We start from the raw sequence: 14,374 nt of genomic DNA, 5'->3' as shown, positions 1-14,374 counted from the left end.
GGACGGCCGCGCGTGCTGGTTCTGCCCATAGTTCCGCCTGTGGTTGCGCCGATCGGACGGGACGAACAGGGCGAGCGGGACGGGCGGGACAGGGCTGCTGCTGCGGCGGGGCGGCGCACCGTCAGCGCTCCCCCGCCGCCAGGGCCCGGGCCTGCCGTCTGGCGACGGCGCCCTCGGTGGTACGGCCCAGTTCGCACAGCAGGTCCGCCAGCAGGCCGTGGGTGCGGGACTCCAGCCCGGTGTCGCCGACCGTGCGGCCCAGGGCGACGGCGAGTCGGGCCGTGGACAGGGCGGCGTCGCGGCGGCCGAGCGCCTGCAGGGCGCGGGCCCGGCTCTGGGTGGCGAGGACGGCCTCGGCGCCGGAACGGGTGGTGGCGACCCGGACGGCCTCGTCGGCGTGGACCAGGGCCGGGCCGGGGGCGCCGGCCAGGACCAGCGCGTCGGCGAGGTCGGTGAGCGCGCGGACGAGCAGGTCGCCGACGGCCGGGGTGCGGGCCGCGCTCACCAGGTCGGTCATCAGCGGCAGGGCCTGGTCGTAGCGCCCGGCCCGCAGCAGTGCACCGGCCACCCGGGCCCGGCAGTGGTGGCGCAGCAGTTGGTCGCCGGCCCGGTCGGCGGCGGCCACGGCCCGTTCCAGCTGCTGGACGGCGGTGCGGTGGGCGGCGCGGTCGACGTGCAGGACGGCGAGGTCGGTGGCCAGCCGGGCGACGGCCGCCTGGTCCGCGCAGCCGTGGGCGGCGCGCAGGCCGGCCTCGGTGACGGCGCGCCAGTGCGTCCGGTCGTGGCCGGTGGTCTCGTACAGCAGGCCTATCCGGTGGGCGAGCTGCCAGGATTCGGCGGTCCGGCCGAACTGCTCGGCGCAGACCACCACCGCGCGCAGGGCGCTCTCCTCGCGGCGGAACCAGGCGGCCGCGTCCGCCGGGGCCGCGCCGCCACCCTCGGGCGTCCAGGCCGCGGTGGTCCAGCCTCCGGTGGTCCAGGCCGCGGTGACCGCGAGGTAGTGGGCGATCAGCCGGTCGAGGGCGACGAACCGGTCGTCGCAGGTGAGTTCGGCGGCCTGCCCGGCCGCGTAGCGCCGGACCAGCTCGCGCCGGGCGTAGCGGCCGGGCGTGGTCTCCTCCAGCAGGTGGACGGCGTCGAGGCGGGTCAGCAGGGTGCGGGTGGTGGCGGGCGGCAGGTCGGCGAGCGCGGCGGCGGTGGCGGTGTCGATCACCGCGCCGGGGTGCAGGCCGAGCAGGGTGAACAGCCGGGCGGGGGCGGGCGGCAGGGTGCGGTAGGTGTGGTCCAGGGCGGTGGTGACGCCGATCGGGCCGCGGTCGGTGCCGGCCAGGGTGGCGAGGCCGGTCTGCTCGTCGGCGAGTTCCGCGGCCAGGTCGCCCAGGGTCCAGCCGGGGCGGGCGGCCAGCCGGGCGGCGGCCAGCCGCAGGGCGAGCGGCAGGTGGTCGCAGGCCGCGGCGAGGTCGGCGGCCGCCTGCGGTTCGGCGGCGACCCGGGCCGGGCCGAGGGTCCGGGCGAGCAGTTCGGCCGCGTCCTCGGCGCCGAGCACGCCCAGCGGGAGCGGGATGCCGCCGTCCCGGACCAGCAGGTCGCGCAGCCGGCTGCGGCTGGTGACGACGACGACGGGGGTGCCGGGGGTGCCGGTGTCCCCGTCCCCTGGAGTCCCGACGGCCCCATCCCCCGGCGGGGGCGGGTCGGGCAGCAGCGGGGCGAGCTGCTCGTACGAGCGCGCGTCGTCCAGCACGATCAGCAGCCGGCGGCCGGCCAGCAGTTCCCGGTAGCGCTGCTCCCGCTCCTCGGGCGAGGCGGGCAGGGCTCCCGCCGGCTCGCCGAGGGCGAGCAGGAACCCGGCCAGCACGTCGGCGGGTTCGCGGGGCCCGGCCGGGTCGAAGCCGCCCAGCTCGGCGTGCAGGACTCCGTCGGGGAAGTGCTCGGCGGACCGCTGCAACCAGTGCTGGACCAGGCTGGTCTTGCCGACCCCGGCCGGCCCGGTGACCAGGATCGGGTGGCCGGAGCGGACGGCGGCGGCCAGGGCCTCGTCGAGCCGGGCGAATTCGGCCGACCGGCCGGTGAACCTGCGGTCCGGCGCACCGCGCCTCGGAAGCCGGGCGGGTCTGGGCGGCCCGTCCCGCTCGGGGCCGTCCGCCGACCGCTCACCGGCGTGGCGCAGCTCCGGGCCGGGCGGGCCGGAGAGCCGCGCCACCGCCCGGTCGTACCAGGCCGCCGCCTCGTCCCGGCGGCCGGCCTGGTCGAGGCAGCGGACCAGCCGGGCGGCCAGCGTCTGCCGGGTCGGGTGGGCGGCCGCCGCCTCGGCCAGCTCGGCGGCCAGCTCGCCGCCGCGGCCGGCCCCGAGCAGGCCCTCGGCGAGCCGGTCCAGGGCGCGCAGCCGCAGGTCGGTGACGTGCGGCAGGGTGCGCTCGCGCAGCAGGACGGACCCGCAGTCGACGAGGGCCGGGCCGCGGAACAGGTCCAGGGCGGCGCGCAGCAGGGGCACGGCCGGATCGTGCGGCTCGGGCTCGGTGCTCGCGGCGGGCGCGGCCGGGGCGGGCCGCAGCACGCCCGCCCGGTCGCAGAGCCCGCGGAAGTGCAGCAGGTCCACCCGGTCGGGGTCGCCGGCCAGCAGGTAGCCGGCGCCGCGGGTGCCCAGGGTGAGCCCGGGGCAGTCGAGCAGTTGGCGCAGGGCCGCGACGTGCCCCTGGAGCGCGGCGCGGGCGGTGGGGGGCGCGTCGCCGTCCCAGACCAGCTCGATCAGCTCGTCGGTGCCGACGGTCTGGTTGAGCCGGATGGCGAGGGTGCTCAGCAGGGCGCGGCGTTTGGGGGCCGAGGGTGTGACCGTCGTCCCGTCGTCCCGTCGTACGGCGACCGGCCCGAGCAGGTCGATGTGCATGCGGCCCTCTCCTCCCCTGTCGCCGATCGGATCCGCCGCCGACGACAACCTCCGGCGTCTTCCCGGCGTCGTCAGAGGATAGGCCTGGTCCGGTCACGTGCACGCGGCCGGATGGGGTCTGCTCGGGATTTGTGGATCTTGTCGGGTCGAACGCGGGCCCCGCGGGTTCCGCAGGGCCCGGGCTCGACGTCCGTTGCGCCGGGCGCCGCCACCCGGTGGCGCCCGGGGAGCGGGCGATCTGGCGCGAACAGGACACTTCAGGGCACTACACTGCTCCACCCCGGGGCACGCCCGGGACATCAATGGGGCGGGGGGACGCCCTGCCCGTCGTGGGGTGAAGTGGGGGTACTGGTGCGGATTCGGCTCCTCGGCCCGGTGGAGCTGCGGGCCGGGGCGGACGGCTTCGCCTCGCTGCCGGGGGCGCAGCGCAGGGCGATCCTGGCGCTGCTCGCGTTGCGGCTGGGCCGGGTGGTCGGGGTGGACGGCTTCTGCGAGCTGCTGTGGGGCGAGCGGCCGCCGGCCAGCGCCCGGGCCGCCTTGCAGGGGCACGTGGCGGCGCTGCGCAAGGCGATCGCCGACACCCCGTTCGTGCTGCACACCCGCTCGTCCGGCTACCTGCTGGCCGGTCCGGCCGAGGAGGTGGACGCGCTGTGCTTCGAGGCGCTGACCGACCGGGCCGCCGAACAGGCCGGGCTCGGCTGCGCCACGGCGGACGCGCAGGCGATCGCGCTGCTGGAACAGGCGTTGCGGCTGTGGCGCGGCGAGGCCCTGGCCGACCTGCCCGACACCGCCGTGCGCGCGGCCGTGGTCGACCAGCTGGAGCAGGCCCGCACCGCCGCCGTGCTCAGCTGGGCCGGGCTGCGGCTGCGCCAGGGCAGCGGGGTGGCGGCGGTGCCGGCCCTGGAACAGCACGTGCGGACGGACGGGCTGCGCGAGGAGCTGGTGGCGCTGCTGATGCGCTGCCTGCACCAGGCCGGCCGGCCGGCGGACGCGCTGTCCGCCTACCACCAGGCCCGGGTGCGGCTGGACCGCGAGCTGGGGATCCGGCCCGGCCCGGCGCTCCAGGCGGCGCTCGCCGAGGTGCTGTCCGGGGGCCGGGCCGAGCAGCCGGCCCCGGCCCGCTCGGCGACTCCTCCGGCCGCGCCCCGGGTGCCCCGTCAACTCCCGCGCCGCCCGGTCGACTTCGTCGGCCGGGACGGCGAGAGCCACTGGCTGGACGGCGAGTGCGGCCCGGAGCGCGCCGGTGACGGCCTGGCCCTGGTGGTCGGACCGGCCGGGGCCGGCAAGAGCGCGCTGGTCACCGCCTGGGCACACCGCCGCGCCCCGCACTTCCCGGACGGGCAGCTGTTCGCCGACCTGCGGGGCCTCGACCCGGCCGGCCCGGCCGACCCGGAGGCCGCCCTCGGCGGCTTCCTGCGGGCCCTCGGGGTCTCCGAGGGCGCCGTCCCCGAGGACCGGGACGGCCGGGCCGCGCTGTACCGCGACCGGACCAGGGGGCGGCGCCTGCTGGTGGTCCTGGACGACGCCGCCGATGCCGACCAGGTCGCCGACCTGCTGCCGCAGGGGCCCGGCTGCGCCGCCGTGGTGACCAGCCGCGGCTCGCTGGAGGGGCTGGTGGCCGCCGACGGTGCGGCCCTGCTGCGGCTGCCCCCGCTGCCCCAGGACGACTCGCTGCGATTGCTGGAGCGCGCGCTCAGCCCCGACCGGCTGCGGGCCGAACCGGCCGCCGCCGCCGAACTGGCCGGGCTCTGCGACCACCTGCCGCTGGCGCTGCGGATCGCCGCGGCCCGGCTGGCCACCCGCCCGGACTGGACGATCGCCGAACTGGTCGCCGAACTCGCCGACGAGCAGACCAGGCTGCCCGTCCTGGACGCCGACGGCGCGACCGGCGTCACCACCGAACTCCTCCTGACGTACCGCCGACTCTCCCCCGGCGCCGCCGAGCTGCTCACCCTCCTGGCCGCCCACCCGGGCCGGGAGGTGGACACCCTGACCAGTGCCGCCGTGCTCGGCACCGACCCGGCCACCGCCCGCCGGTCGCTCGGCGAACTCGCCGCCCACCACCTGCTCACCGGTGCGGCGCCCGGGCGCTACGGCCGCGCCGAGCTGGTCCGGCTGTTCAGCACCGGGCTGCTCGCCGAGCAGCCCGAGCCGCGCCGGCGCCTCGCCCGGGAGCGGCTGCTGGACTACTACCAGGCGGCGCTGCGGCAGGGCGGCGAGTTCATCGAGCCGGGCCAGGACGGTTTCGACACGCTCGTCCACCCGCCGCGGGCCCTGCCGCCGGCCGACGGCATCCGCGCCGCACTGGACTGGTTCCAGGCCGAGGAGCCCGCGATCCGCGCGCTGATCACTAGCACCGCCGACGACCCGGACCGGGTCTGGCGGCTGGCCCAGGCCGCCGGCCCGCTGTACTACGGCTCCAGCCGGTTCACCGACTGGCTGGGCTGTCTGCGCGCGGGCGTCCGGGCGGCCGAGCGGTGCGGCGACGAGCTGGCCGCCGCCCAGTTGCACGGCTCCCGGGCGAACGCGCTGCTCGGGCTGGAGCGCCGTCAGGAGGCGGCCGAGGCGGCGCGCCGGGCGGTGGCCGCCGGCGAGTCCGCGACCGGGCCCGCGGGCCGCGCCGCGTACGCCCGCGCGCTCGCCACCCAGTCGCTGATCACCGCGATCCTGGGCAGCGCGACCGAGGCCGCCCGGCTGGCGTCCGGCTCGGCCGCGCTGGCCGTGGAGTCCGGCGACCCCCGGCCGCTGGCCGTCGCCCTGGTCCACCACAGCTGGGTGAGCATGCTGGCCGGGGACCGGCAGGACGCGCTGCGGCAGGCCCGGGAGGCCAGGGAGCTGCTGCCCGCCCGCCCGGTCACCTCGATCCATCTCTGGTCGATGCTGACCGAGGCGCACACCCTGCCCCCGCAGGGGCGCAGCGAGACCGTCGACCTGGCCTGGCACCGGCTGCTGGCCGGCTGCGAGGAGGCGGGCCTGCTCTACCTCCAGGCCATCGCCGAACAGTCGCACGCCGCCTACCTGCTGAGCCGCGGCCGTGAACCGGAGGCCCTGGACCGGCTGCGCTCGGCGCTCGACCGCTTCCGCAGCCACGATCAACTGGCCGGGGTGCAGAGCGAGTTCACCACCAGCCTGGAGGAGTCGCTGAACTCGCGCTCGCCACGCCGGCACTGACCGGCCACCGGGCGTCCGCCCCCGGTCGCCGGGAGGCGGCCACCGGAGGCCGGTCAGCGGGAAGCCGGTCAGCGGGAAGCCGGTCAGCGGTCAGCGCGAGACGGCGGCACCCGAGCGGTCGAGCGCGGCGGCCTGGCCGCGGCCGTCGGCCGGGCCGTAGCCGTGCTCCGCCGCGAGGACCGGGCGCAGCGCCCGGATCGCGTAGAAGTTGCGGGACTTGACCGTCCCCGGCGGCACCCCGAGCCGGGCCGCCGCCTCCACCACCGAGCGGTCCCGCAGGTGCAGTTCGACCAGCACCTCGCGGTGGTGCTTCTGCACCCGGCGCAGGGCCAGCGCGATGTCCCGGGCGACGACCACCTGCTCGTACGGGTCCTCGGCGAGCGGACGGTCCTCCAGCGGCTCGCCGATCACCTCCTTGGCGCGGGCGGCGGCCATCCGGTAGTGGTCGATCGCGATCCGCCGGGCCACCGTGAACAGCCAGGGACGGCTCTGCTCGGCACCGGCCGCCAGCGCCTCGGGGTGCTGCCAGGCGCGCAGCAGGGTCTCCTGGAGGATGTCCTCGGCCTTGCCCCGGTCGCCGCCGGTGGCACGCAGCAGCGCGCGCAGCAGGTAGCCGCCGTGCAGCCGGTGGATCTCGGCGAGCGTGTCCGGGTCGAGGGTCGGGCGGGCCGCCTTCGGCGTGCCGGGCGCGGGGGCGGATCCCGTGGTGGCCGACGGGTCCGTGCCGGCCGGCGGGCCGACGGGCGGCTGGGCGACGGACGTGGGCTGGGCGACGGGCTGCTTCGACACGCGCGGCCTCTCAGATCGGGCAAGGGCAGGGCGACACACCGACCGGACTTCCCCGGCGGCTACAAGCAGCAGACTGCCCGCAGCCGCCAAGGCCGCACCAACGATCCGCCAACGCCCCGGCCCCGCACGGCCGGGCCGCAGGCCAGGACTCCGCACGGCCACCTCCCGGCCATCTCGCGGCCACTCCGCGCCCATCCCGTGGCCACCAGGCCGCCCCTCAGGCCTCGTTGAGCACGCGCACCAGCTCCTCGACCCCGTCCTCCCCCCGGTGCTCGATCAGCACCGCGACCCAGGTCGCCAGCTGCTCCCGCTCCACCGCCGACCAGGCCGGTGCCGAGGGGTGCTCGTCGACCACCAGCGCCGCCGCCAGCTCCCGCAGCCCCGGTGCGGGCTCCGGCCTCCACCGCTCGGTCGGCAGCGCCCGCAGGGCGAGCCGCCGGGCGGCGGCGGTCACCTCCTCCGCCGTGCCCTCGGGCACCACCAGCGCGGGTGGCCCGGGCCTGCTCGGCTCCTCCTGCCGTACCAGCGCCGCGACGACCTCGCGCACGTCCGGCCCGTCCGGATCCATCGTTGTCCCTCCCCCATCCCGTCCCACGGGAGTCACGCCGGCTGCTCCTGCATGGCACTCGTTCCGCATCGAGTGCCATCCGAAGACGGTATCTACTGACAGCCGGTCCAGCAGAGGGTTTTCCGGTACGGCCGGGCAGCTGCCGCTCAGCTGCCGCCCGCACACCGGTTCGGCCGACGACGAGGTCCGAACGAGAGGACCTAGCCGACCGGCCGGTGCTCGGGGGTGCAGGCCGGGCGGCCGATGCGGTGGGGGGTGGTGCCCATCAGGTCCTCCAAGCGCGGGGGAGGCACAGTGCGCGCCCCGACCCGCTCAACGGGCCGTCCGCCGGGGGCGGTTCACCCTGCCCCGGCGACGGCGCCGGGTGAACCGGAACCGGCCCGTCGTCCGTAGACGTCGCCCGGCTCCACCGGGCCGTGCTGGGCCGCGCACGGCCGGGAGCCCCTTCCCGAGGGGGGTGGGACGCGAGCGGGCCGCAGCGTCCCGCGCTCCCGTTGAACGGTGCTCCCGGCCCGGGCCGTTGAACCGATCGGACGGCCCCGTACCCGGCCGGCGCGGGGGGCGCCGGAATCCGGTGCACCAGACAGGGCCGACACGGCGAGCAGGAGGCGAACACATGGCGGCCGACCACACGCACACCGGGCGGGTGCACCGTCTGACGCAGGGCCCGGACTGGGACCTCGCCCCCGACTACGGCCCCGTCCTCCCGGCGGCCGGCGCCCTGGCCGTCGCAACGGCGACCATCCCGAGCGCCGTCCCCAGTGCCGCGCCGCCCGCCATCCCCAGTTCCGGGCCGAGCGCCGCGCCGAGCGCCGTCCCCGCTGCCGGGCCGAGTGCCGCGCCGCCCGCCGGACACCTCGCCGGGCCGGACTGGCAGCAGCCACTGGATGTGCTCGGGACGGTCCTGGTGCCCCCGCAGGCGCGGCCGGCCCCGGTCGCGCTGCCCCCGGAGCCGTTCGCCCTGCTGCCGCAGCTCCCCCAGGCCGCGCTTCCGGCCATACCGGCCATGCCTGCCCCACTGGCCCCACAAGCCCCGCACTCCGCGCCGCCGCAGGCCCCCGCCGCACGGCGGGGCCGCCGCACCCTGGGCCTGCCCGCCGGCCTGGGCCTCGGCCGGGGAGAGCGGGAACGGGAACGGCTGACGGCGGCCATCCGCACCCCGCTCCACCGCTCCTTCCGGATCGCGGTGATCGGCCTCAAGGGCGGTGTCGGCAAGACCTCGACGACCCTGGCGCTCGGCTCCGTCCTCGCCGAGATCCGCGCCGACAAGGTGGTCGCCGTCGACGCCAACCCGGACACCGGCACCCTCAGCAAGCGGGTCCACCGGGAGACCGGGGCCACCGTCCACGACATGCTCGCCGCCGAGGCCACCATCACCGGCTACATGGACGTCCGCCGCTTCACCTCGCTCACCCCCAGCGGGCTGGAGGTCCTGGCCAACGACTCGGACCCGGCGATCGCCAACAGCTTCAGCGGCGAGCACTACCGGCGGCTCGTCGACCTGCTCGCCCGGCAGTACCCGATCATCCTCGCCGACTGCGGCACCGGCCTGCTGCACAGCTCCATGCGCGCCGTCCTCGACCTCGCCGACCAGCTGGTCATCACCGCCACCACCAGCATCGACGGCGCGAGCAGCGCCGACGCCACCCTGGAGTGGCTGTACACCAACGGCTACGGCTCGCTGGCGCAGCGCAGCGTGACCCTGATCTCCAGCGTCCGCAGCAGCGGCCGGACGATCCGGGTGGAGGAACTCGTCGCCCACTTCGAGAACCGCTGCCGCGGCGTCGTGGTCCTCCCCTTCGACGAACACCTGGCTCTGGGCGGGGAGTTCGACCCGGCCAAGCTGCGCCCCAAGACCCGCCGCGCCTACCTCGACCTCACCGCCCTGGTCGCCGAGGGCATGCACTTCGCCCCGCCCGCCGCCGGCCCCCACGCCGCCGCCGCCCTCCACTAGGGCGTGTCTGACAATTCCCGCCGCGCGCTGATCCGCCGCGAATTGTCAGACACGCCCAAGCCCGGATCGAGCAGCCCGGCGCCTGCACGGCACGGGCGGCACCGCCGCCCGGTGGCGGGCAGCGTCCACCACCGGCCGGACAGGGCCTGAACGCCCCGCCCGTGTCGGTGGCACGGGCGGCCCCGCACCGCCCTGCCGGCCCAGGGCGCGGAGGGCTCCCGTCGGCCCGTCAGACCGACCAGCGGCCAGGGCGCCAGGCCCGGCGGCGGCCCGTCGCGCAGACCACGGCGGTGCCGACGACCAGGGTGACGCCGGCGATGATCCCGCCGGCGATCAGGGTGGCCTGCCGGGCGGCGGGGTCGGGGGGCGGGGACTGGACCAGGGACACCGCCAGGGCGGGCCCGGGGGTGGCCGGGGGCCCGTCCTGGAGGGGGGCGCTGAGGGCGGCCAGGGGGTCGACGGTCCCGTACCCGAGGTGCGGGTCGGGCAGGGCGGTGCCGGGGTGGTAGGCGGTGGCCCGGAGCCGGTCGGCGAGCCGGGCCGGGGTGAGGTCGGGCCGGTAGGCGAGGGCGAGGGCGGCGGTGCCGGCCGCCAGGGCGGTGGCGAAGCTGGGCCCGGCGGCGGTGAAGTAGCCCTTGCCGCCGGGGCCGACGCTCAGCACGGCGTCGCCCGGGGCGACCAGGTCGACCCGGACCGCGTCCGCCGCACCGCTGGGCGGGGCGCCGTTGGGCGCCAGGTCGGAGACCGCCAGGACGCCCGGGAGGGCGGCCGGGAAGGCCGCGACGGGGGGCGAGTTCGGGGAGGACTGGGAGCCGCCGCCGCCGTCGGGGGCGGCCGGAGCGATCACCAGGGCGCCCTTGCCGCCGGCGTAGCGGACGGCGTCGCCGAGTTCGGCCTCGCCCGTCGACAGCGCCAGGCCGACGGCGATGATCCGGGCGCCGCCGTCGGCCGCGTCCCGGATGCCCTTGGCCAGCAGGGCCGGGGTGGTGTTCCCCACGTCGTCGGTGACGGCCACGCCGAGGATCCGCGCCTCGGGGGCGAGACCGGCGAAGCCGATCCCGTCCTGGCGCCGGGCGGCGATCAGCCCGGCGAGGAAGGTGCCGTGGCCGACGCAGTCGCGGGTGGAGTCGCCGGGGCCGTACTCACGCGGCCCCGGCGTGAGGCGGCCCTCCAGGACCCCGGACGCCGGGTCGACCCCGGAGCCGACCACGGCGACGGTCACGCCGGCGCCGCGGCTGAGCTGCCAGGCGGCCTCGGGCCGCAGGTAGGTCTGCGCCCACGGGGTCCGGTCGGTGCCCTTGTCGGAGGGTTTGACGCAGCCGTCCGGCCGTCCGGCACCCCGGTTCTGGCCGATGACGGGCAGCGCGGCCGGATCGGCCGCGCCTGAGGTGGCGGCCGTGCCCGAGGTGGCGGCCGGCGTCGGGGCGGAGGTCGCGGCGGGCCTCGGGGCGGCCCAGGCGGGGGCGGCCGGGACCAGCAGGGCGCCGCAGCAGAGCGCGGCCGCGGCGGCCCGGGCCGGGCGGCCCGGTGCGCCGGTCACACCGCGCTCCCCTGCGGCAGCCCGGGGATGTCCTGGGGCAGCAGCAGGCTGAGCTCGGACAGGTCGCCGACGTCGAGCCGGGCGAGCCGCCCCGCCTGGCGGGTGACCATCGCCTCCAGCGTCTGCCGGGCGAAGCGGCCGTTGCCGAAGTTGCGGTCCCGGGGGACGGCCGCGCACAGCTCGCCGAGGAGGGCCAGGGTCTCCGGTGCGCAGACGTAGCCGGCCTCCTCCGCCTGGCGGCGCACGATGGTGACGAGTTCGTCCGCGCTGTAGTGGTCGAAGGCGATCTGCTGGGGGAACCGGGAGGCCAGACCGGGGTTGGAGCTCAGGAAGCCCTGCATCTCCTCCTGGTAGCCGGCCACGATCACCACGACCTCGTCGCGGTGGTCCTCCATCAGCTTCATCAGGGTGTCCACCGCCTCCTGGCCGAAGTCGCCGCTCGCGGCGCCGCCGCGCGGGGTGAGGGTGTAGGCCTCGTCGATGAACAGCACGCCGCCCCGGGCGCGTTCGAAGGCGTCCCGGGTGAGCTGGGCGGTGTGCCCGATGTAGCGGCCGACCAGGTCGGCCCGGGCGGTCTCGACCAGCTGGCCGCGCGGCAGCACGCCGAGTTCGGCGAGCAGCGCCCCGTAGAGCCGGGCGATGGTGGTCTTGCCGGTGCCGGGCGGGCCGGCGAAGACCAGGTGGTGGCTGATCCGGGCGGTGGGCAGGCCGGCCTCCTCCCGGCGGCGGGCCTGGGTGATCAGGTTGACCAGGTTCTCGACCTGCTCCTTGGCGGCGGTGAGGCCGACCATGGCGCGCAGCTGGTCGAGCAGGTCGCTGCCGCCTTCGGCGCCCGGTCCGCCGGCCGCGGCCGCGCGGGCCGCGTCGGAGTGCTCCTCGCCGAGGTCCTCGGGCAGCAGTCGGGCGAGGTCGGCGTCGGTGATGTCGGCCAGCTCGGCCAGCCGGGAGGCCTGACGGTCCACCATCTCCTCGAACACCTTGCGGGCGGCGCGGCCGTTGCCGAAGTCGGCGCCCTTGGGCATCCGCGTGAAGTGTGTGCCGAGCACCTCCCGGGTGGCGTCGGCGAGTTCGTAGCCGTGCCCGACCGCGGCCCGCTCGACGATGGTGACCAGTTCCTCCGCCGAGTAGTTGCGGAAGTCCACGGTGCGGCTGAACCGGGAGGCGAGGCCGGGGTTGGAGCCGAGGAAGGAGCGCATCTCGTCCGAGTACCCGGCGACGATCACCACCACGTCGTCGCGGTGGTCCTCCATCAGCTTGACCAGGGTGTCGATGGCCTCGCGGCCGAAGTCCGGCCCGGTGCCGCCGCCGGATCCGGCGGACAGCGTGTACGCCTCGTCGATGAACAGCACGCCGCCGAGCGCCGACTGGAACACCTCGGTGGTCTTGATCGCCGTACCACCGACGATGGACGCCACCAGGTCGGCCCGGGCGACCTCGGTGAGGTGGCCGCTGCGCAGCACGCCGAGTTCGGCGAGGATCGCCCCGTAGAGGCGGGCGACGGTGGTCTTGCCGGTGCCGGGCGGGCCCGCGAAGATCAGGTGCCGGCCCATCGGCAGGGCCGGCATCCCGGCCTGTTCGCGGCGCCGGGCCAGCTTGTTGAGGTTGACCAGGGTGGCGACCTGCTCCTTGACCCCCTCCAGGCCGACCAGCGCCTGGAGGGCCGCCTGCGGACCCTCGGGCTCGGGCGGCGGCAGGTCGTCGGCCGGGCGCTCGGCCTCGGCCTCGGCGCCGTCGGCCTCGGGCACGCCGACCGGGCGGGCGGCGGCCGGGTGGTCGTCGGCGCCGGCGGTCGCGGTGCCGTGGCTGTCGGCCCGCCCGTTGTCCCGGCTGGTCAGGTTCTCCACCGAGAGCCGCTCGCTGGGCCTGGTCTGGCACAGGCCCGAGCCGCGGTTGCCGGTGACGGTGCAGCCGGTGATCCGGATCGGTTCCTCGGACTCGGCGCGCAGCCCGTCCCGGGTGTTGCCCACCAGCTCGCAGCCGGTCAGGGCGGCCCGGCTGCCGGCGGCCAGCAGCACGCCGTGCCGGCGGTTGCCGTGCACCCGGGAACGGGCCATGGTCAGCTCGCCGCCGTCCTCGACCACGATCCCGTCGCCGGTGCACTCGGCCACGTCGCAGTCGCGGAGCGAGGCGACGCCGCCCGGACCGACCTCGATCCCCGGGGTCCCTGCGGTCTTGGCCGTCCCCGGCGCGCCGGTCGCGGCGGTACCGCGGACCGTGGTGCCACCGACCTGGGTGTTGCCGCCGTCGGCCACCAGCAGCGCGGCCCGGCCGGTCGCACCCAGCACGCAGGACTCCAGCCGCCCGCGGCCCTCCCGCAGCACCTCGACGCCGTGGCCGCGCACGTCGGCGATGTCCAGTCGGCGCAGCAGCGGGTTGGCACCGTCCCGCACGCTCACCCCGGCGCCTCCCGCGCCGCGCACCTCCAGCCGGTCGAACTCGGCGGCGCTCTCGCCGACCAGTTCCACCCCCGCCTCGCCGCTGTCGCCGACCGCCGTCCGGGTCAGCGACGGGCTGGAGGACTCGTCCACCACGATCCCGGCCGCCTCCGCGCCGGCCACCTCGCACTCCTCGAAGGTGCCCCGGGAGCGGCCGGTGACGTGGATGCCGTGGCCCTTCGTGCGCATCGTGCGGCAGCGCCGCACCACCGGGTCGGTGCCGCCGGTGAGGACCAGGCCGTGGCCCCGGGTGGCGCTGACCGTGCAGTCCTCCAGCAGCACCTGGGCGGTCGAACTCAGGTAGATGCCGATCGAGGCGTCCCGGACGGTGGTGCGCAGCACCCTGGTCGTGCTGTTCTCCTCCAGCGCGATGCCGGGCTTGTCGGTGGCGGAGATCTCGCAGTCCTCGATCGAGCCGCGGCCCTCGCCGTTGGCGCACACCCCGTTGCCCCGGGCGTCGCGCAGCACGCAGCCCCGGATCACGGGGTTGGCCCGCTCGCCGATCACCACGGCGGAGCTGCCGAGGTGCTCGACCACGCAGTCCTCGATCACGCTGGAGCCGGTGGAGGTCTCCACGATGCCGGCCCCGGCCGGGTTGACGACCCGGCAGCCGCGCATCGCCAGGGCGCCCTGCTGACGGGTGAGCACGGCCGTCCAGGAGTTGCCCGCCACCTCGCAGTCCTCCAGGGCGGCCTGGCCGCGCGGGACGTCGACGGTGGGCAGCTCCTCGTCCTGGCCCTGGAGCACCAGCCCGGTCAGCTGGACGGCCTCGGCCACCACCTGCACCACCGCGCCCCGCCGCGGCGAGATCCGGACGCTGCCCCGGGCCTCCTCGGCGGTGATGGTCACCATCTTGGTGATCACCAGGTTCTCCTCGTAGCGGCCCGGGCGGACGCTGATCACCGTGCCGCTGCGGGCCGCCTCCAGCGCGGCGCCGATCGTGCGGTAGCCACCGCCGTCGCGCTGCTCCGCACTGACCGTCAGCACATGGCGGGTCATGGTGCGTTCTCCTCCGTCGTTCTTGGCTGTCGTG

At 77.2% G+C, this 14,374-nt stretch carries 7 protein-coding genes; 2 read left to right on the top strand and 5 right to left on the bottom strand.

Features of this window, described 5'->3' with window-relative positions; genetic code table 11:
- Positions 1-121: 121 nt before the first annotated feature.
- Positions 122-2,884, bottom strand: a complete 2,763-nt coding sequence (locus ACFWPI_RS02245; protein WP_380369957.1) for a BTAD domain-containing putative transcriptional regulator — start codon at positions 2,882-2,884, stop codon at positions 122-124.
- A 351-nt stretch (positions 2,885-3,235) separates the two neighbouring features.
- On the opposite strand from ACFWPI_RS02245, the gene ACFWPI_RS02240 reads away from it, so the two are divergent.
- On the top strand, positions 3,236-6,055 hold the full coding sequence (locus tag ACFWPI_RS02240) for a BTAD domain-containing putative transcriptional regulator (RefSeq protein ID WP_380369960.1): 2,820 nt from the start codon (positions 3,236-3,238) through the stop codon (positions 6,053-6,055).
- Between the two features lie 90 nt (positions 6,056-6,145).
- On the opposite strand, the gene ACFWPI_RS02235 is transcribed toward ACFWPI_RS02240, so the two are convergent.
- Both ACFWPI_RS02235 and ACFWPI_RS02230 read right to left on the bottom strand, forming a co-directional pair.
- Positions 6,146-6,844, bottom strand: a complete 699-nt coding sequence (locus tag ACFWPI_RS02235; RefSeq protein WP_063350556.1) for a sigma-70 family RNA polymerase sigma factor — start codon at positions 6,842-6,844, stop codon at positions 6,146-6,148.
- Between the two features lie 217 nt (positions 6,845-7,061).
- Positions 7,062-7,412, bottom strand: a complete 351-nt coding sequence (locus tag ACFWPI_RS02230; protein ID WP_380369963.1) for a hypothetical protein — start codon at positions 7,410-7,412, stop codon at positions 7,062-7,064.
- Positions 7,413-8,028: 616 nt separating this feature from the next.
- On the opposite strand from ACFWPI_RS02230, the gene ACFWPI_RS02225 reads away from it, so the two are divergent.
- Positions 8,029-9,366: an AAA family ATPase gene (locus ACFWPI_RS02225; protein WP_380369966.1), complete on the top strand. Its 1,338-nt coding sequence runs from the start codon at positions 8,029-8,031 to the stop codon at positions 9,364-9,366.
- Positions 9,367-9,595: 229 nt separating this feature from the next.
- Here the strand turns inward: ACFWPI_RS02225 and ACFWPI_RS02220 are convergent, their stop codons facing one another.
- Entirely contained in the window at positions 9,596-10,906 is a 1,311-nt protein-coding gene (locus tag ACFWPI_RS02220; protein WP_380369969.1) for a S8 family serine peptidase, read from the bottom strand.
- Positions 10,903-14,340, bottom strand: coding sequence for a right-handed parallel beta-helix repeat-containing protein (locus ACFWPI_RS02215; protein ID WP_380369972.1), 3,438 nt, complete (start codon positions 14,338-14,340; stop codon positions 10,903-10,905). Before ACFWPI_RS02215 ends, ACFWPI_RS02220 begins: the two co-directional genes overlap by 4 nt.
- Positions 14,341-14,374: the final 34 nt, after the last annotated feature.

Source organism: Kitasatospora sp. NPDC058492 (assembly GCF_042720685.1).
In the GTDB taxonomy this organism is placed as follows: Bacteria; Actinomycetota; Actinomycetes; order Streptomycetales; family Streptomycetaceae; genus Kitasatospora.
Note: the sequence above shows the minus strand (reverse complement) of the source record. Positions and strands in the feature narration are given on the sequence as shown.